This is a genomic window from Putridiphycobacter roseus, from assembly GCF_003234935.1.
Classification (GTDB): domain Bacteria; phylum Bacteroidota; class Bacteroidia; order Flavobacteriales_D; family Crocinitomicaceae; genus Putridiphycobacter; species Putridiphycobacter roseus.
Window position 1 is genome coordinate 55,574 of the sequence record NZ_QKSB01000006.1, and the last position, 20,280, is coordinate 75,853.

Annotated in this window: 16 protein-coding genes and 1 pseudogene; 7 read left to right on the forward strand and 10 right to left on the reverse strand. The window is 33.5% G+C overall.

The genetic code is table 11. The annotated features are described in order from the left end of the window. Positions 1–238 precede the first annotated feature (238 nt). The 4 genes and pseudogenes from DNU06_RS10800 to DNU06_RS10810 all read right to left on the reverse strand — a co-directional run bounded on the left by DNU06_RS10800 (position 239) and on the right by DNU06_RS10810 (position 3,188). The gene (locus tag DNU06_RS10800; RefSeq protein ID WP_111063350.1) at positions 239–1,567 is read right to left on the reverse strand and encodes a T9SS C-terminal target domain-containing protein; all 1,329 of its coding nucleotides are present in this window, start codon (positions 1,565–1,567) and stop codon (positions 239–241) included. Next, positions 1,555–1,716 (reverse strand): hypothetical protein, encoded by a 162-nt coding sequence (locus tag DNU06_RS17845; protein ID WP_158526877.1) that lies wholly within the window; start codon positions 1,714–1,716, stop codon positions 1,555–1,557. The genes DNU06_RS10800 and DNU06_RS17845 overlap by 13 nt, the downstream gene beginning before the upstream one ends. A 47-nt stretch (positions 1,717–1,763) precedes the next feature. Continuing rightward, positions 1,764–1,892, reverse strand: a pseudogene (locus tag DNU06_RS18205) (SIMPL domain-containing protein); the annotation flags it as partial. 117 nt (positions 1,893–2,009) lie between these two features. Next, positions 2,010–3,188: a T9SS type A sorting domain-containing protein gene (locus DNU06_RS10810; RefSeq protein ID WP_111063351.1), complete on the reverse strand. Its 1,179-nt coding sequence runs from the start codon at positions 3,186–3,188 to the stop codon at positions 2,010–2,012. 394 nt (positions 3,189–3,582) lie between these two features. Between DNU06_RS10810 and DNU06_RS10815 the strand changes: the two genes are divergently transcribed. Both DNU06_RS10815 and DNU06_RS10820 read left to right on the forward strand, forming a co-directional pair. After that, positions 3,583–5,973, forward strand: coding sequence for a TonB-dependent receptor (locus DNU06_RS10815; RefSeq protein ID WP_111063352.1), 2,391 nt, complete (start codon positions 3,583–3,585; stop codon positions 5,971–5,973). 4 nt (positions 5,974–5,977) lie between these two features. Beyond that, positions 5,978–6,862 (forward strand): DUF4249 domain-containing protein, encoded by an 885-nt coding sequence (locus DNU06_RS10820; RefSeq protein WP_158526878.1) that lies wholly within the window; start codon positions 5,978–5,980, stop codon positions 6,860–6,862. Between the two features lie 100 nt (positions 6,863–6,962). Here the strand turns inward: DNU06_RS10820 and DNU06_RS10825 are convergent, their stop codons facing one another. The 5 genes from DNU06_RS10825 to polA all read right to left on the reverse strand — a co-directional run bounded on the left by DNU06_RS10825 (position 6,963) and on the right by polA (position 14,399). After that, entirely contained in the window at positions 6,963–9,110 is a 2,148-nt protein-coding gene (locus DNU06_RS10825; RefSeq protein WP_111063354.1) for a S46 family peptidase, read from the reverse strand. 140 nt (positions 9,111–9,250) lie between these two features. Beyond that, entirely contained in the window at positions 9,251–9,799 is a 549-nt protein-coding gene (locus tag DNU06_RS10830) for a hypothetical protein (protein WP_111063355.1), read from the reverse strand. A 317-nt stretch (positions 9,800–10,116) separates the two neighbouring features. Next, positions 10,117–10,668, reverse strand: coding sequence for a hypothetical protein (locus tag DNU06_RS10835; protein ID WP_146239217.1), 552 nt, complete (start codon positions 10,666–10,668; stop codon positions 10,117–10,119). Positions 10,669–10,703: 35 nt separating this feature from the next. Next, positions 10,704–11,591: a hypothetical protein gene (locus tag DNU06_RS10840; protein ID WP_111063357.1), complete on the reverse strand. Its 888-nt coding sequence runs from the start codon at positions 11,589–11,591 to the stop codon at positions 10,704–10,706. Between the two features lie 6 nt (positions 11,592–11,597). Then, positions 11,598–14,399: a DNA polymerase I gene (polA, locus tag DNU06_RS10845; protein ID WP_111063358.1), complete on the reverse strand. Its 2,802-nt coding sequence runs from the start codon at positions 14,397–14,399 to the stop codon at positions 11,598–11,600. Between the two features lie 152 nt (positions 14,400–14,551). Here polA and DNU06_RS10850 point away from each other — a divergent pair, with 152 nt between their 5' ends. From DNU06_RS10850 to DNU06_RS10870, 5 genes are all read left to right on the forward strand, one after another. Further along, positions 14,552–15,622, forward strand: coding sequence for a class I SAM-dependent methyltransferase (locus DNU06_RS10850; RefSeq protein WP_111063359.1), 1,071 nt, complete (start codon positions 14,552–14,554; stop codon positions 15,620–15,622). Beyond that, complete coding sequence (locus tag DNU06_RS10855) at positions 15,606–16,574, forward strand: lysylphosphatidylglycerol synthase domain-containing protein (RefSeq protein ID WP_111063360.1); 969 nt, start codon at positions 15,606–15,608, stop codon at positions 16,572–16,574. The genes DNU06_RS10850 and DNU06_RS10855 overlap by 17 nt, the downstream gene beginning before the upstream one ends. Continuing rightward, positions 16,567–17,613, forward strand: coding sequence for a glycosyltransferase (locus tag DNU06_RS10860; protein ID WP_111063361.1), 1,047 nt, complete (start codon positions 16,567–16,569; stop codon positions 17,611–17,613). The genes DNU06_RS10855 and DNU06_RS10860 overlap by 8 nt, the downstream gene beginning before the upstream one ends. Positions 17,614–17,653: 40 nt before the next feature. Then, positions 17,654–18,901, forward strand: a complete 1,248-nt coding sequence (locus tag DNU06_RS10865; RefSeq protein ID WP_111063362.1) for a DEAD/DEAH box helicase — start codon at positions 17,654–17,656, stop codon at positions 18,899–18,901. 93 nt (positions 18,902–18,994) lie between these two features. Next, complete coding sequence (locus DNU06_RS10870; protein WP_111063363.1) at positions 18,995–19,600, forward strand: outer membrane beta-barrel protein; 606 nt, start codon at positions 18,995–18,997, stop codon at positions 19,598–19,600. Here DNU06_RS10870 and DNU06_RS10875 read toward each other — a convergent pair. Beyond that, on the reverse strand, positions 19,597–20,280 hold the full coding sequence (locus DNU06_RS10875) for a DUF2461 domain-containing protein (protein WP_111063364.1): 684 nt from the start codon (positions 20,278–20,280) through the stop codon (positions 19,597–19,599). The genes DNU06_RS10870 and DNU06_RS10875 overlap by 4 nt on opposite strands.

A 20,280-nucleotide genomic window follows, 5' to 3' on the forward strand; every position in this document is an offset into this window, starting at 1 on the left:
AGGAGATTTTTTTCGAAGATACTCAAATCCATGATGATAAGCATCATCCTGTAATATTTTTTTAAAAAAAATAAAATCCCCTGTTCACTAATCAATAAAACAGTTAGCAGAACTTTACCTAATTCTATACAATTATAGCTTTTCTATCACTTTTAATTTGTCAACAAAAAAGTAAATTAACATTTAATACCTGTTTATTTCAGCTTGCATATCAAATTATATTGTGCAGTATTGGCGCTTATCGTTTGATGATATTTTGATGATAAATGGAACCATCTTCCAATTTTAAAACCACTAAGTAGCTTCCTTTTTGAAATTCGTGCATCCCTATTGTTTCATTTTCACTTTTCACGCTACCGCTTTTTAAAACTTTGCCATCCATGGTAAAAATGGTATAAGCAACAGCGGCATTAATCACGCCAAAATGAATGGTAAATTCACTTGACATTGGGTTAGGATAAATATTTATGTCATGATATTCTTCAACTCCCTCCGCTATATTTAATACCGGGTCCCATGTCAATCGGTACACATTATTAGTTACCTCTTGATTTCCAATCATTCCTCCAGCAATATACTTTACAGTTTCACTGGTATTTGCAATCCCCCTTAAATCCATTGGCACTTCTGGCAAGGAAACTACTGTCCATGGTCCCAAGTTAGTATTGGTATACATCACGCTATTCGAACTTGTCACTCCTCCAGAACCATTGTATGCAATTCCATCATAGTTATAAGTGGTTTGACTACCGCCAATCCAATGGATACTATGCCCTACTGTTGTTGCCGCGCTTCTGTATTTGGTGACTTGTGTAGGAAATAAAGTACTATTCGTCCATGTTATTTGTGTAGGATTTAAATGGTCAATCACTCCCTTTCTCAAAACATTTTGAGCATTAAAACCAGCACCAGAACTCGCTCCACCAAAATAATATATCGTATTATTTAAAACTACCCCACTCGACCCGAACGATCGGTATAAATTATTACTCGGCACAGGCGTACCCACTTGCCATGTATTTAGACTAGGATCAAAAATTTGGACATTACTGATGTTTCCGCTATTTTGCCAGCCTGTGATTAATATTAACAAGCTATCTCTCCACACTACTTGAACATGGTCATCTGTCGCTTCCGGCAAATTCGGACCATCACTCAAAAATGCATTCGCGTTAATATCAAAACGGTGCATTTTATTGGAAGAAACTTCGTTTAAATTTGGCAATACATAATAGCCGCCTGTGATGTAAATGATATTTCCAATTCGGTTTGCGGCGCAACCAATTTTGCCCATGGTATCGGGTAAATTTGGTAAGGTCATACTGGTGTTATCAACAGTGTTGTATCGAAATGACTTGAGGTGTATGCCCACTTGTGATTTTGTACTATCTATTCCAGCAAAAGAGAACATATAAGGAACATTACCAAGGAATCCTTCACAAACTGCATTATTTGCAACTGGAAAAGGCAATTGACCAACAACATTTGCCACAACCTGACTTTGAACAACTTTAGTAGACGCAATGGTCAACACTAAAACGACTAACCTTAACCTCATCCATGACATTCGTCTAACATTTTAAAAGTTGTCTTTACATTATCCATGTCGTAAAATGTTTTTTGCTCCTTTTTATCTAATTCTAAAAAAGTATAACAGCCCATCCATAGACCTTCTAATTTATCGTTCATTAAATCCTTATCTTTATATAAGACCATACTTTCTTGATTATATAATTAATCACCATGTATTCAGTTGTAATACCCTACAATTGAATTCTAAAGGTTAACTTCATGGTGATTGCAGCTGTTTTTTCTCTTGAACTGGTATTAAAAGCACCTCCCCATGAATAATCTTCATTGGCATGCTGACCCGTTATTTGAAATATACCCAGCTAAGTTATTTTACTCAAATATAAGCATTGCTAAACAATTTTTTTTAAGTGAGCATAAAAAATTATTACCCGCTAGAGAAATGTAATATACCATAGGAACCTTTGTTTATTAGAAAATCAATGGGCAACCATAAACTTACTTTGTGTGGTATTGATAAGTAGTATATATAACCCATTTTTCAATGGACTCACATCAATTGGATTCGAATCTGACACCATACCTTCAAACATTTTTTTTCCTTGAATAGTATAAATTTGGTAGGCTTGCTTCTCAGCCCCAACCCCCGAAATGCGTATTGCCTGATTGGCGGGGTTAGGATAAACCAATAATTGATCATTTACAGCTGTTTTTAGGATTGATTTTGGATCATAAATTTTTGAGGCGCCATCAAAATCAAATTGAATCAAACGATAGTACGACTGACCTGGTATAGGGTTGTAATCTGTAAAAGCATAATTTATAGTCTCACTGGAGTTACCACTGCCTTTAACCTGTCCAATCACATCCCAATCGATTCCATTTTGTGAACGTTCAATTTCGAATCTTTCGTTATTTATTTCAGACTTGGTTTCCCAATTTAAAACAACCTCATCCAATACCAATGCTGCTTGAAATTTTGTCAAGGATACTGGTAAGGCAGAATTTGTAATGGATCCAATCACCATATTATCTAAAAATGTATCGTTACTTCCACTTCCGTCCATTGCAGAACCTATAATAATATTGTCTGAAGTATTCCATACCATATTTCTATTATCTGGGCCATCATGCGTCCAAACCACAGTTCCGTCCACAGTTAAAAAACCCTCTCCAGTTGCGGGTAAATAATAAAATCGATATCTTCTAAAAGTATCATCATTTGGAATAGGATATACATTACCAGAACTCACCGTCAACGAGCCACCAGTGCCGGTTCCATCATCCACCTTATAGGTTACCTTAAATTGGTTTCCAGCGCCTATTATTAAACTTGATCCACGGTTAAAAAAGTTTGCCACAGATTCTTCCCTATGGTAGTCAATAGAAAAATCAATGCCATCCACATTAAACAAGGTAGATCCGGCAATCACTAAATTAATGTCTGCCTTAGCAGTTCCTGATAAACTGGCATTTAAACCATTTGTACCTGCCACACCTCCAACATCTGAAACGGCTGAACCACTAACGGAAATGGCATTTGGCCCTACCGTAGCACTTGTTACAGGGTTTGTATCCCAATCGAATTGACTAATAATCTGACCATAAGATAAAGTCGTGCATAGCAAGAAAAATAAAAAAATAATTGATCTAAACATAACAAACAAATTTTCCTTTATACATACGTTTTTTTAGGATATAAAGGTTTTCATTAACTTACAATATTCAAAATATGTGCCAAGTATATTTTTATGCGAAAATTGCATGAAACCAGCCATTATTGCATAGTCGATTCAAGTTTTTTAAAATTTACTCCAAAAGAAGAAATAGCATAAAAATACGCGTTGCTTTTAAAAAGCGAAATAAATTTTTTTTCATGAAAAAGCATTTTTATTACACCATAATAAAAAATGGCATTCCTTCGCTACCACCCTATTCATAACCATTCCCAAATATTCTTTATATGTGTGTAACTTTTACCTGTATATAATTGTCTTATAACCGAATAATACTTTTGAAAAATATTCGTTTAACAAAAAAAATTATTGTTTTATGGTTTTAAAATTACTTTTTGCGCTCTTATTAGTCCTACCTACCAGCTATTTGCGTGCACAAAAAAACACAACTATCAGTGGTTATGTTAAAAATAAAAGCTCCAGTGAGGCGATAATAGGTGCACGAATTTATTGTGATTCATTAGCTGTAGGAACCGTAACCAACGTTTATGGATTTTACTCTTTGTCTATTCCTCCTGGGAAACACAGCATTTTATTCAGTTCTATTGGCTATAGTCCACAAAAAAAATTAATTAATTTAGAAAATGATTTGCAACTGGATATTCTGCTAGCCGAGGGAAAATTACTCAATGAGGTAGAAGTTACAGCAGAACAATTAAACCATGAATCTACTGAGATAAGTACAATTAATTTATCCATGGATAAAGTTAAAAGTCTACCAGTATTACTTGGAGAAGTGGACATTCTTAAAACAGCTTCTTTGTTGCCAGGTATACACTCTGGTAGTGAAGGTTCTAGTGGAATTTATGTGAGAGGTGGCGGACCAGATCAAAATTTAATTTTATTAGATGGGGTCCCTATTTACAACGCCAACCATCTTTTTGGTTTTTTCTCTGTGTTTAATGCGGATGCTATTAACAGTGTGAAAATTGTTAAAGGTGGATTCCCTTCCCGTTATGGTGGGCGACTATCTTCCGTGATTGATATCAATATGAATGAAGGTAATATGAATGAATACCATGGAGAAGGTTCTATTGGTATTATTTCTTCCAAATTGATGATTAGTGGTCCTATTTTAAAAAATAAAATGGCTTTTATGATATCAGCAAGAAGAACCTATATTGATGTTTTGGCTAGACCAATCATTAATGCTGTTAATAATAACTCTTCTAACTATGAAACAAAAGTAGGCTACTTTTTCTATGATTTAAATGGGAAAGTAAATTATAAAATAAATGATAAAAATAGAATTTACCTCAGTGGCTACATGGGAAAGGACAAATTCTATTTAGAAGATGAATACAAGTATTACGACTATGACTCTACTAAATATAGATACTACGCTAACGAAGCTGGTATGAATTGGGGAAATAAAATTTTTGCATTACGCTGGAACCACCAATTTTCACCGAAATTACTTTCGAATTTAACCCTTAATTTTTCTGACTATAAATTTGTCGTCGGGTTTGAAGATAGTGAATACTACGAAAAAGCTAATCCTATTTCTAATAATAGCTTCGAATACTTATCTGGTATACAAGACTGGGGAGCAAAACTTGACTTTTTCTTTTACCCAAACCCTAAGCATAAAATAGTTTATGGCGGCAATTACATATACCACACTTTTAGACCTGGAGTCAGCACCATTGTGAATAATTCTAGCTTTGGTTCATTAGACTCTACTTTTGGCGCTAACAAAACAAATTCCCATGAATTTTATGGTTACATAGAAGACGATTGGTCGATTACCAAAAGACTAAGTGCGAATGCCGGTTTGCATTTTTCAAATTTAATCGTTAATAAGAGTTATTACAACTCTTTACAACCAAGATTGGCCATGAACTACGTTTTAAATGAAAAATCATCTGTAAAACTCTCCTACGCTGCCATGACCCAATATTTACATTTATTATCCAACACCACTGTGGGCCTACCAACTGATTTATGGGTTCCTGCTACAGGAAAAGTACCACCTCAAATTGGACATCAAATTGCTGCTGGTTATGCCGTAGATTTTAAAAAGGGATACAGCATAAGTACAGAAGCATATTATAAAACTATGAATAATTTAATTGCCTATAAAGAGGGGGCTAGTTTTTTAAGTGCCGGAGAAAATTGGGAAGAAATTGTTGAAGTTGGTAAAGGTTGGAGTTATGGCGCCGAAATTTTATTAGAAAAAAAAGTAGGGAAACTTTCCGGCTGGATTGGTTATACTTTATCTTGGACCAACAGACAGTTTGAGAATCTAAACTTTGGAAAAATTTATCCTTATAAATACGACCGTAGACATGATGTCAGTCTTGCGTTGACTTATAAATTTAATGATAAAATTGATGTAGGTCTAGTTTGGGTTTACGGAACAGGAAATTCTTTAACCTTACCAGTGCAGCAGTATGCGGCTAATGTTAGTAATTCAGATCCGAATCAATATTATTTCAATCCCCCAATTGAAAATTTTCAAGCCAAAAATGATTATAAAATGCCTTCCTATCACCGTTTAGATTTAGGTGTAAATATTCACAAACCAAAAAAATGGGGAGAGGCAATATGGAGCTTTGGGGTTTACAATGCCTATAGTCGCCAAAATCCTTTTTACATTGAATATGGCTACCTGCCAAATGATTTTTCACCAAATCCAACCAAGGTTTTGAAACAAATCAGTCTTTTTCCTTTGATTCCATCTGTTAGTTATGCATTTAAATTTTAATACCATGAAAATAAATTTATACATCTTGATTTGCGTCTCACTTTTCGCAAGCTGTCAAAAAGAAATAAAAATAGACCAAGAAAAAATAAAAAATAAAATTGTGGTAAATGGCATTATATCCACACAATTAGATACGGTTTGGATAGGCTTAACCGAAAGTCGCGATTTATTGTATGACAAGTTTTATTTTCCAGTAGCTAAAAATGCAAAGGTGGAATTATTTGAAGATGGTGTACCAATCGGTGTACTTTCTTTTTTAAATGAACAATACTTTTTAGCATACAAAGTGATAGCTGGTAAAACTTATAAGCTGGAAGCATCTTACAAGGACTTTACACCAATCACTGCACAAACAACAGTCCCATACCCTGGTACCGTGGAAAGTTTTACGGTGTCAAAAAACGAAAACCAAAGAATATATGCAGCCATTTCGTTAAAGGATAATGTCCAAGAAGATAATTTTTACGGTATACAAATGTTTAGAAAAGAGATAAGCTTAGATACTTTTAACCAATTAGGAGATAGCTATCAAACTTATAGTTGTACGAATGAATTTATTACTACTTATCCTAAACCGGATGTATCTGTTGGTAACACTTGTGCTTCAGAATTTCTGTTAAAGGATACCCCATTTGAAAATAGTACCTATACCTTTAATCTTTTTGCTGACTCCTATGTTTACGGCATTGATAATCTACAAACTGAAGTAATTATTAGTCTCAAATCCTATAATTACGATTATTACCAATATTTAATCTCTAGATATGTTTACAATAACAATTTTGGAAATCCTTTTGCTGAGCCTGTTCAAGTTTATAATAATATTGAAAATGGCTTCGGTATATTTGGTGCCAGCTTTACAGCTTCGGATACCATAATTATTGATTAAAATAACAACCCTTTTTATTATCCCTAAACTGTTAATTTTTAACAAAAAAAAAGTCCCGACATTAAATGTCGGGACTTCATATCATTAAAAGCGATTGGTATTATTCTACAATCGTCATTTCATCTATCAAGTTCGTTGCGCCAGCATACTTATCAATAATAAATAATACATAACGAATATCTACACTAATTGTTCTTTGAAAAGTAGTTTCAAAAGCAATATCACCACTCATAGCTTCCCAGTTTCCATCAAATGCACAACCAATCAATTCTCCTTTGGCATTCATTACAGGACTTCCTGAGTTTCCTCCAGTGATATCATTGTTAGAAATAAAATTCACTCTTAAAGTACCATCTTGACCATATCTACCGTAATCCTTTTTATTATACAACTCTTTCAATTTAGCTGGTACAATAAATTCATCATCTGCTGGATTTTCTTTGGCCATCAAGCCTTCAATGGTAGTATAAAAGTCATACAATAATCCATCACTTTTTTTGTATCTCCCTACGTTTCCATAAGTTAATCTAAGCGTAGAATTTGCATTTGGATAATACTTTTTATCTGGATTCATTTCTCTTAACCCTGCAACAAAAAGACGGTTTGCATTGTCTAACTGATCATTTGCCTTCACTAGCTCTTCTTTACTTAAAATAGTTCTATAATTCGCCATTAAATCTTTCATTAATAAAAATAAACGATCTTCCTTCATTGCTTTTACCGTTGGCTTATTTAAAAATTCTTTATATTTTTCTTCGCCACCAAACGGTGAAATATCCATGTTACGGTTTACAAAATATTCCAAATCTTTACTGTGGTTACTTAACAAGGATATCAACTCTTCAGAATATTGTTCTTTTGGTACTTGTGCAACATACATTTCTAATAAATTATACACTAACCTTCTTTCTGTTGGCATATTCATACCTTTAAAAGTTTCATCTGCTCCTTTTTTATAAAAATCTACCAGACGGTCTACCATTGCTTGGTCTACTTCTTCTTTGCTTAATTCATCATACAAACGGCCGTGTTGAATTAAAAATTGATTGTAAGGAATAGAATAAATTGCTTCATAAAAATAAACCTTCGTTGGGTTATACGTCTCAATCACCGCATAAGCCTTTTCGATATCGGTTAATACGTTGCCATATTTGGCTTTTCTTTCTGGTGACTCATTGACCCAGTTTACAAAGTTGTCTTCAATCATTTTCTTTTTATCATACACTTTGTTTCTTTTTAATTGTTCTGTTTGACCAATAAAATATTTCCAGTAATTACTTACTTGTGCATAATTGGAAGCATACTGTAATCTGACTGCATTACTAGCTTTCATGTCAACTTTCATGATCTCTAATTTTTCCGCTCTAGCTCTTACTCTTGAAGGTTGGTCTTTTTCAATGGCCATTTGCACGCCTCTTGAAGTTAAGTAACGATCCGTACTTCCAGGGTATCCCATAATCATGGTGAAATCTCCATCTTCAATTCCTGCAATAGACACTGGTAAATAATGTTTTGGTGTATAAGGCTTATTATCCATGGCAAATGGTGCAGACTCATTATTTGCATTAGCATAAATTCTAAACATAGAAAAATCTCCAGTGTGTCTTGTCCACATCCAGTTATCCGTATCTCCACCATATTTTCCAATAGATGAAGGTGGCGCTCCAACTAACCTTACATCTTCAAAAACTTCTGTTACAAATAAATAAAATTCATTCCCTTCAAAAAACGGTTTTACATAAGCTTTGTAAGTATTACCTTCCATAGCTTGATCTGATAATTCTTTAGAAATTCTAGAAATGATTAACTTTCTTTCATCCGGAGATAAGTTTTCATTTAAACCTGCATTAATTTCTTCTGTGACATCAGTAATTTTAACGACTATGGAAGCAGTAAGTCCAGCAATAGGTCTTTCTTCGCTTGTTTTCATTGCCCAAAAACCATCTGTTAAAAAATCATTCTCTGGGGTAGACTGCTCTCGAATGGCATCATAACCACAGTGGTGATTGGTGAGCATTAATCCTTTAGAGGAAATGATTTCTGCCGTACAAAAACCACCTAAAGATACAATCGCATCTTTTACACTGGGTTTTTTAGCATTGTAAATTTTTTTGTAAGACATTTTTAAGCCTGCTGCTTTCATGTCTTTATAAATTTGTTTCAAATTGAAGGGCATAAACATGCCTTCATCTGCCCTAGCAGGCATTAATGCACCTACTATAAATGTAATTAATAATATTTTCTTCATTGTGTTAATTTGGTTGACTGACAAAAATAGAAGGTTTAGCTAAATAATAATAGAATTTCAATGAAATTAATCATTTTTTTAAGCTTGATTTTTCTATTTATTCATAGCTGATCCATTTTATTATTTCAAAAGCAGATTTTTCAATGCTTTACCCATTTTATTTTGGCTTCATAATAGTCATCCGTATATTTTTGGGATTCGGAACTTTCTCTTATTGCAACTCCAACAAAAGTGTAAATAATACCTGCAAGTACCATTCCACCGGTTACAAACACCCCTAAAATCTGATAAAGAAAGCCTCCCAATGTATTTGCTTCAGCATGATTTATTACATAAAAGCCTATTCCTCCAAGTGTAGCTGTAGTTAGACCACCAATGATAAAACCTTTTCCTACTTTTTTTTGGCGAAAACTCTTTTTTTTGAATCCAATTATTTCATGAAGCGCTATTGTTTCGCTTTTAATTTGAATAATGGAATCATTCTGAATATTAAGCAAGCCTTCATATTGTTGTAATCCATTTCCATTATTAACCCAAACAATAATGTATTCGTAATTTTCAAATTTAATTGTTCTATTTTTTGATGTATGACTGAGAATTATACATTGGGTACTGTCGGGACGCTTGGCATATCCATGCAAACAAAAGAACATTACGATTAAAAATAAAATTATTTGATTTGATTTCACGCGACTTTTTTTATGAAGGTAATACAAAAAAATAAAATCAAATATTTTACGGTCAACTAATTGGCGTAAATTTCACTTCAACTCACCGAGTTTATAAAAATGATAAAATACAAGCATACTGTCTGCTGTATTGTATCTTTTGAATGCATGATTCGTATTTCTCAAGACTACACGAATTAAAAATAAATGAATTGCTTCTAAAATTCAAAAGGGCATTCCCTCCACTTTTTCTTTTACTATTTAAAACTTTTTTTTAATGCCCTAGCATAAATTCAGTCTCTAAAACCAAGAGAAGAAAAAAGAACTATAATTTAGACTTAATCATAAACCCACTTTATTTGGGGCTCATAGACATCCATTTTATATTGTTTAGATTCTGCACTTTCCTTAATCGCTATTCCTGCAAAAGTGGAAATTAATCCAGCAATTACTACCCCGCCAGTAATAAGCCCCAGAACGACAAAGGATATGAATTGTGTAAAATTATTTATTTTAGCTTTAGTTAATGCATAAACCCCTACCACACCGAGAAAAGTTAGTGAAGCCCCACTTATAATAAAGCCTTTTCCTACTTTCTTTTTTCGAATACTATTTTTATTGAATCCAATTATTTCATGGAGCGCTATGGTGTCATCACTAATTTTAATGGTGGAATCATTTTTAATATTTAAAAAGCCTTCTGTTTCTTGTAAAAAACCATCCGCATTTTTTGTCCAAACAACCAAGTATTCCTTATTTTCAAACGCTATAGTTTTGTTTTTACTGGTATGGTTGAAAATCAAACATTGTAAACTATCCTTAGGTTTAGCATGTACATTAAAGGAACCAAAAGCAATCATTATAACGCATAGTATTTTGAGTATCTTCATGAATTTTAAATATCTTACAAGAAGCAATATACTAATTACAAATCACTTAAAGGAACAAATTGCCATTTTAAGATTCCAGAATGGTAAAAATGATAAAAAACAAGTACACTATCTTCTTCCTTAAGCCGATTAAACTTTTTGTTATATTTATTTCTTGCCAATATGCCATTGCCTAAAAAGGTAAGCCCATTTTTATTTTGAAAAGCATAGGTACTATTTTTCTGTCCAAAATCACCGGATAGAAAAATAATTTTCTTTTTCCTTTTTATCAAAGTATCTATCTTTGGTGCTAAGACTTCATGTGGCGTTAAATTAGGACTACAATACATGAATTTATGGGAATGCGAAGTGTTTGCATAATCTTTCATCAACACACTGTCTTCACTAAACCCCTCCCAAATAACATGGTGACTTAAAAGAATGACATGCGAACTTTTTTGAATCGTATCCAATACTTGCAATACAAAATTTACTTGTTGGTTTCTTTCTGCACAACCCGCCGAATACTCTAATAAATTTGAATTTATATTGATCAAAGTTATCCCCTTAATGTACTTCGCGTAATAGCCTGGCTTTTGCGTATATTTTGCAATTTTTGAAAGACCAAATCGCTTTTCATGGTTACCTAGGCTCCATTGGGTAGAGCTTGACTTTATATTTAAAATCTTATCCAAATAATCTAAGGTAAAAATGCCGTTTGTATCTTTGCCTAAATCTAGGATGTCTCCGCCTAACCAAATTTGACTAAAAGTATTGGAAAGGACCGGGATTCTAGCATCTAGCACATTAGATTTATCATAGGTATGTGCCAAAAACACATACCTATTAAAAAATTCATAATTCTCTTTTTTAGAACGACAAGCAGCTAAGAAGTACAAAAAAAATATAAACGTGATGGGCTTTATCCAACGGTTCATTTTCATTTATAATTAATGTGCGTCTAACCAATTTTCAGCAATATTGTATGCAACATCTAAAGGAACGGAAAGTTGTACAGCTGACTCCATGTTTTCTTTTACCATTTTTGCCAAAACTTCTTGTTCGTCTTTTGCCACATCAAATACCAATTCATCATGTACTTGTAAAAGCATTTTAGATTTAAGTCCCGCTTTTTTCATTGCTTTATGCAATTTAATCATGGCAATTTTTATTACATCTGCTGCCGACCCTTGAATAGGTGCATTTACGGCATTTCTCTCCGCAAAACCTCTAACAATTGCATTATTAGACTGAATGTCTTTTAAGTACCGCCTACGCTTCATTATGGTTTCTACATAACCGTGTGTTCTTGCAAACTCCACTTCTTTCGTCATATAGGTCTTAATTTTAGGATACTCTTCAAAATAACTGTCAATAATTGCTTTCGCTTCTTTTCTTGGTATGCCTAAATTTTGAGCAAGGCCAAATGCAGATTGGCCATAAATAATACCAAAATTAACTGCTTTTGCCGACCTTCTTTGTGCTGCAGTCACCTCTTTAATATCAGCTACACCAAAAACCTTGGCCGCAGTAGCTGCATGAATGTCTAAACCATCTTTAAAGGCTTGAATCATGTTTGTTTCCTCTGCCAATGCGGCGATAATCCTTAATTCAATCTGAGAGTAATCTGCTGCCAAAATAAGAAAATCTTTATTTCTTGGAATAAACGTTTTTCGCATTTCTCGGCCTCTTTCTGTTCTGATAGGAATATTTTGTAAATTCGGATTAGTGGAAGACAGTCGACCTGTTGCCGCAATGGTTTGCATATAATGGGTATGAATCCTACCTGTCTTTGGATTCACCAAAGCTGGAAATGCATCCACATAAGTACTTTTTAACTTTTTAAGAGAGCGATAATCTAAAATGTATGGAATTATCTCATGTTTTTCAGCCAGTTTTTGCAAGGTATCTTCACTGGTAGAATATTGACCTGTTTTTGTTTTTTTAGCTTTCGCATCAATTTTTAAGTGATCAAATAAAACCTCTCCCAATTGTTTGGGAGAATCAATATTAAAATCACTCATCCCCGCCAACTCTTTTATTTTTGTCTCTAAATGGTCTAAGTCTTTTTCTAATTGTTTTGAAAAAGTATGCAATAAAGGCACATCTAAATTAATACCTTCTGTCTCCATTTCTTTTAGAATTTCGACCAAAGGCATTTCCATTTCATAAAACAAATCTTTTAAATGTGGCTTATTTATTTCCTTTTCAAAAATCTCTTTCAACTGTAAAGTTACATCTGCATCTTCACAAGCGTAATCTGCAATTTTTTCGGGTTCTAAATCTCCCATATTCAATTGATTTTTCCCTTTTTTTCCAATCAAGGTTTCAATAGAAACTGGTTTATAGTTTAAATACAATTCTGATAAATAATCCATATTATGCTTGCCTTCTGGATTAAATAAATAATGGGCAATCATGGTATCAAAAACGGGACCTTTCACTTCTATTCCGTATTGACCTATTACTTTTAGGTCATATTTTAAGTTGTGTGCCACTTTTTCAATCGTCTCACTTTCAAAAAACGGATTAAATTCTTCTAATATAGCTTTGGCTTCCGTTTTAGGTATGGCGATATAAAAACCTGTCCCTTTTTGGTAGGAAATGGCCAATCCAACAATGTCGCAATTTAAAGCGTCTAAACCTGTTGTTTCGGTATCGAAACACACTGTTTTTTGTTGTAAAATCAAGTCTAAAACTTGTTTTCTTTTCTCGGCAGAAACTACCAATTGATAATTTGGTTTTGTATCTGCAATAGTAAGGGCTATACCTTGGCTAGTTTCATGTGCTGAGACATTCATTTCCATTTGAGGCGTACCAAATAAATCTAACTGTCCTGCAGGTGCACTTGCAGAAGGAATAATAATTTCTTCTCCCAATACACGCTTGGCCATATTTTTAAACTCTAATTCTGTAAAAATATCCCTTACTTTATCCGGATCCGATTTTGTTCGAATCAAAGTAGATTCATCAAATTCCACTGGCACATCTAAAATAATAGTCGCCAACATTTTGGACATGAGTCCTTGCTCCGCAAAATTGATTACGTTTTCTTTTTGTTTTCCTTTCAATTCATGGGCGTGTGCAATTAAACCTTCCACGGAACCATATTTTTGAATCAAAACCTTACTCGTTTTTTCTCCAATCCCTGGAATGCCTGGAATGTTGTCGACCGCATCTCCCCATAACCCCAAAATATCAATCACTTGAATGGGATCGTTTACACCAAATTTTTCTTTAATTTCTGGTACGCCCCAAACTTCCGCGGGTTTACCACCACGGCCAGGTTTATACATGAAAATATTTTCTGAGACTAACTGACCGAAATCTTTATCCGGTGTCATCATGTAGGTTAAAAACCCTGCTTTTTCTGCTTGTTTCGCTATCGTTCCAATAATATCATCCGCCTCAAATCCTGGCTTGATTAAAATTGGAATATCAAAGGCCTCTATAATTGCCTTTATTGGCTCCAACATGTTTCTGATGTCTTCCGGCATCTCCTCTCTATTGGCTTTATATTCCGAGAAATCACTCACCCTGTTGGTTTGTTCCGGCGAATCAAAAACCACGGCAATGTGTGTAGGATTTTCTTTTTTAATGACATCCAATAAAGCATTCGTAAACCCAAAAGCAGCAGAGGTATTTTGTCCTTTACTATTGATTCTTGGGTTTTTTATAAAAGCATAATAGGCACGATAGATTAAGGCAAATGCGTCAAGTAAAAATAATTTTTTTGGGTGATCTGGCGTCATATTTATGGATTGATGTATGCAACGAAATTACTTATTATTGTTGAAACCGACTTGGGATTTTAGTCGGAATAATTAAAAATTACTGTTATTCTCAATAATGTTTGTTTAACAATCTATTCCCTTATCTTTGTCCTTCATTATTTGAAACATCCATGTCGACTTTAAAATTAAACCGTTTTCCAAAATCAAATTCTAGTTCACTACAAGCCTTTAACGCCGCAGATGAGCTAATTCACGCTACATTTCCTTCTTTATCTGGAGAAGTAGGTATATTCAATGACGCCTTTGGCTATTTAACTTGTCAATACCATAATAACAATCCAATAGTAGTTTGCGACTTACAAAGTCAAGTAATTAGCGCGAAAAAAAACTTAAAAGCCAATCACTTGGCGCTTGACCAAAAGAATTTTAAACAATTATTTGACCTGAAATCAAATGCCTTAGAAACTGTCTTATTTAAAATTCCAAAGTCGAATGAAGCCTTTGAAATGTATTTGCAATTTATTCACCAAGCGATAAAAGCAGATGGACGTGTAGTTTGTGGTTTTATGACTAAATACTTTAATGCTGGAATGGTGACTATCGCTGAAAAATATTTTAAGGATATCAGTCAAACTAAAGCGACTAAAAAAGCAAGACTATTGTTACTTTCCAATAAAAAAGAAGTAGAGACTCCTTTTCAAAAATTAAATAACCTTACCTATAAGGATTTGACGGTAAAACAATACTATGGCGTTTTCTCTGCAGACAAAATTGATTATGCTACTGAATTTTTACTCGATAATTTAACCATCCCAGAACAAACAGATAATGTGCTAGACTTAGCTTGTGGAAATGGTATTATTGGTAAAGTGGTTGCACAAAAAACAAATATCGAAAATTTACATTTTATAGATGACTCTTCCCTTGCTATTGCGTCTGCAAAATTAAATAACATAGAAAAACAACAATACTTTCACCACCATTATAATTTACATGAATTTGAAGATAATTATTTTGATTGGATTTTAACCAACCCTCCATTTCATTTTGGACATATTATTGACATTAGTATTCCATTGATGTTATTCGAAGAAAGCTATCTAAAATTAAAACCCAATGGGCGATTAACCGTAGTGGCAAATGCAAGTTTAGGATACCTTCCAACCTTAGAGAAATTATTCAAGAAAGTGGAAACTAACAGGAATAATCCTAAATTTATTATCTATGAATGCTGGAAGTAGATGGTTGAAGGTAGTCGCTGAAAATAAAAAACTAGTTAATTTAATGAAGTTAACTGTTGGTATTTTATTGGCGTATTTTCTTTATCGTCAGCTTAATCAATCCATAAAATTAATAGATTTCAGTCGTTTCAAATTTAATTTCCAAATTGGTATTTATTTAAGTATTGTCTCCGCATTAACCTTTGTAAATTGGGGAATTGAAGCAAAAAAATGGCAAATTCTAATGTCTTCCATCCAAGTGTTGCGTTACGAAAAAGCCTTTCAGTCCATTTTAGCAGGCTTAAGTACTGGATTAATGACACCAAATAGACTGGGCAATTTTATTGGCAGATTGGTTTATGTAAAAAAAGAGTTCCACAGCAAAGCGATTGCGCAGACCCAATATGGTAATTTATCACAATTTGTCACGTCCATTTGCTTAGGTGTATTATCGTTTTCTTTACTCATTTACTACTTTGACTTAGCCGCTTTCTATTCCATTATTTACGGTATTTCTTTTACTTTTATTCTCCTTGGCTTTGCACTGTATTTTAATCCCCTTCTTATATTAAAAATTCCCTTTTTTAAAGCTAGTATTTTAAAATTAAAACCAGAAGTGATGGCTTTGGCTGCCTTACCAATTGCCGTAAAATCAAAAATATTAGGCTGGAGTTTTTTACGTTATTCGGTATTTATTGTCCAATACAATGTACTTTTTTTAATTTTTGATAGCAATCCCAACTTTCTTTTGACTTCTGCTTTGGCAGGGACAACTTTTTTACTTACCACTATTTCACCTTCTCTATTTTTTGGTAAACTCTTGGTGCGTGAATCCGTTGCAATTCTGGTTTTTGGATGGGCAAATTTCGACCTTTCTATTGTAATAATGGTATCATTTTTATTATGGTTATTTAACCTTTTTATTCCTGGATTAACAGGTGTTTTGTTCTGGCTAAAAAAACAAGATGTTTGAATTTATTACTGGCTTCTATTTCCTCGTTTTAGGTCTTGCTCTATTTATCGCAAAAAAAAGGCATATTCCCCAACCTAAAACGAATGAAAAGCTTGACCAAGGTCTTTCGGTAATTGTTGCATTCAAGAATGAAGAACAGCGGTTTTTACCTTTAATCAATGCCTTGAACTTAGCAAAACTCCCAAAGCAATTTGAAATCCTTTTTATAGACGACCACTCAACGGACCAATCCATTAATTTTTTATTGGGCCATTTAAACATTCCATTTACCATTATTCGATTAAGCAAGGTCAAAGGAAAAAAGCAAGCCATTTCGCAAGGCGTACAGAAAGCAAAATACCAAAACATTTTAACCTTAGATGCGGATGTTAGTTTTGCTTCTAATTATTTTCAAAATATAGCAGCACTTCCTTTGGCTGACTTGACGATTTTACCTGTAAACATGGTAGGAACCTCTTTCCTTCAAAAATTGGCAAGTATCGAATTTAACTGGTTACAAAGTATTACTTTTTTCACCCTTGCAATGCATAAGCCCACACTCGCAAATGGTGCAAACTTGCTTTTTAGAAAAAAAGTATATCTCGAAACACTGCTAATAAGATCAGATGCACACATTCCAAGTGGTGATGATACTTTTTTACTAGGTGCTGTAAAATCTGAAAATGGAAAAATATTAGGTGTAAATGATCTGGATTATGCCATAAAGACTCCTGCGCCTAAAACTTGGTCGGAACTCCTCTCACAAAGGAAAAGATGGATTAAAAAAGTACTGGGTTTACCTACCATCTTAACAATATTAATATTAATTTGTTATCAACTTATTTTCATCTATTCACTAATACAGCTTCCTAAGCATTATCTTTGGCTTGTTCCATTATTTATTAAGTTATTAATTGAATGGATAGGATTAAATGAAAAAAAACCAGTGCACCTTATAACCTTATTGATGCACCAATTTTATTATCCGATATATGGATTCCTATTATGCTTATCCATTCCTTTTCCTTCTCATTGGAAAAAAGATGAAATAAGTAAATGAAGAATACCGTTGCTAATAAACACCACAATCTGCAAAAAACATGAAATTCACCGAACTAAATCTTAAACCAGCATTAATTGAAGCACTTGATTATATGGGCTTTGAAACGGCAACTCCTATTCAAGAGAAAGCCATTCCTATGGTTTTAGATAATAAAGATTTAATTGCTTGTGCCCAAACCGGGACTGGTAAAACAGCAGCCTTCGTGCTACCTATACTCAACAAATTAATTGGTAAAAAAGACACTTCTATTGACACCTTAGTCATTGTACCAACTCGCGAATTAGCCATTCAAATTGAACAACAAATTCAAGGGCTGTCGTACTTTATATCCGTCGGTTCGAAAGCGATCTATGGTGGTGGTGGCGGTAAAGACTGGTCGGAAGAAAAAGAAGCATTAACCGTGGGAACTGACATTATTGTTGCAACACCAGGTAAATTAATCTCTCATTTAAAATTGGGATATGTTAATTTTAAAAATGTAAAACATTTGGTTTTAGATGAAGCGGATAGAATGTTAGACATGGGCTTTATTGACGATTTACAAAAAATAATATCCTTTTTACCGAAAACACACCAAACTTTACTTTTTAGTGCCACCATGCCTAAAAGTATTAATTTATTGGCTCAAAAAATATTAAATAATCCTGAAGAGATTCGATTGTCTATTTCAAAACCTGCCGCTGGTGTAACACAAAGTGTATACTTAACATTTGACAATCAAAAAAATAAAGTTCTACAATATATTTTAGAAGAAAGAAAAGATTTTGAAAGTATTATCATTTTTACTTCTTCTAAATTAAAAGTAAGCGAAATTGTAAAAGATTTACGGAGAGGTGGAATTCCAGCAACCGGTATTTCTTCTAATCTAGAACAAGATAAAAGAGAGGAAGTATTGCGGGGATTTAGATCAAGAAGAATTAGAATCTTAGTTGCAACAGATGTAATGAGTCGTGGTATTGACATAAAAGAAATTAATATGGTAATTAATTATGATGTACCACATGATGCTGAAGATTATGTACACCGTGTTGGAAGAACTGCAAGGGCTAACACTACTGGAGAAGCGATTACTTTGATTAACCAAAAAGACATGCACCGCTTTCGTAAAATTGAAGCTTTAATTGAAATGGAAATTCCTAAAATGCAACCCCCTGCTGAAATTGGAGAAGGTCCTAAATGGGAAGCAAAAGGAAGTGGTAATAGCAGACCAAAGCATAAACATTCCAATAACAAAAAGAGAAATTTCAAGAAAAAACCAAACCAAAAACCTAGCGATAAGCAATAATTTTAATTCATTACAATATCTAAAAGTTTTTTTCGTTTTACATGAAAACATCATTTATGCAATAAACTTTACTTAACCAGTAAATTTATCACCATGCTTAAGATTCTTAGTGTAACATTACTTTTATGTACAGTTCAAATTGGATTGTCCCAAATTGATAATTCGAATAAACTACAATTCGGATTTAGTATGGGCGCAAATTATTCTCATTTAAAGGTAGTCTCTCCAAACAATGATTATCAATCCATTAATAACTTAGGTTCCAGTCTTGGTATCCTAAGCCAACTAAATATGGGATCCAGACTATCGCTTGTTGGAATGGCAAGTCTTTCATTCAATAATGGCTATATAACAGAAGCTAACTTGACACAATATCAAGTAACCGAATATCTTTCCAAGACACTTGATTTTGGACTTAATTTAAGGTTCAAACTTAAACCAGACGCAAATTTTTCCCCTTACTTAACCGTTGGTCCAACCTATCAAATCAATTTGGATAAAAATGATTTGAGCAATGTATTTCTTCCGAGCAACAACTTGAGCTTAGACCTAGGATTTGGTCTGGATAAAAAATTAGCTTTCTTTAATATTGCTCCAGAATTAAAATACAGTCTAGGTTTAATTAATGTCAACCAGAACCCAACCATAACCTCCGCTCGTGCGCATTACTTAAAGCTCATTATTAATTTCACTAATTAAACAATCACTTCCCCGTTTTCATCTGTTGTTAAGGCTTCACTCATAAAGTCTAAAAAGGGGCGCATGGCTTTAAACGCGCTATTTACTTCCTGCATGAAGTTTGGACTTAACACTTCTTCATCTGTAAAACTACGTGTTAAAATGTACTGTTTATACCTTAGCAGGTCTATCGCAGGATGCGCTTTGTCTATTCCTTTTGGTGCTGTTTTTAATTGGTCTCCTTGCAATTCTCCAAATTGCTTTTTAAGCGCTTTGTTGTTTAAAATCGCTCTAAATTCATCTTCGAACTCGGCAATATTATAACGCATTTTTTTGAGGTCTTTTGATTCCGGACCCCAAAACCCACCACCAACAAAACTATTGTTTGGTTCAATGTGAAAGTAATAACCTCCTCGTAATTGCTTGGTAGCTCTTTTAAAAGAGCCTGAAAAATGTGCTTTATACGGTGCCTTATTTTTAGAAAAACGAACATCTCTATAAATTCTAAATATGCTTTTTTTGCCATTCAAATTTTCAAGGTGATCGTGTTGTTTCACTTCGTTTAGCAAATCATCTGCAAATAAAATAAAATGTTCTTTTTCAAACTCGTACCTATCCTTGTTTTCCGCAAACCATTCTCGGTTATTGTTTTTCTTTAAATCATTAATATACTTAAATATACTTTTTTGAATTTGCGCCAT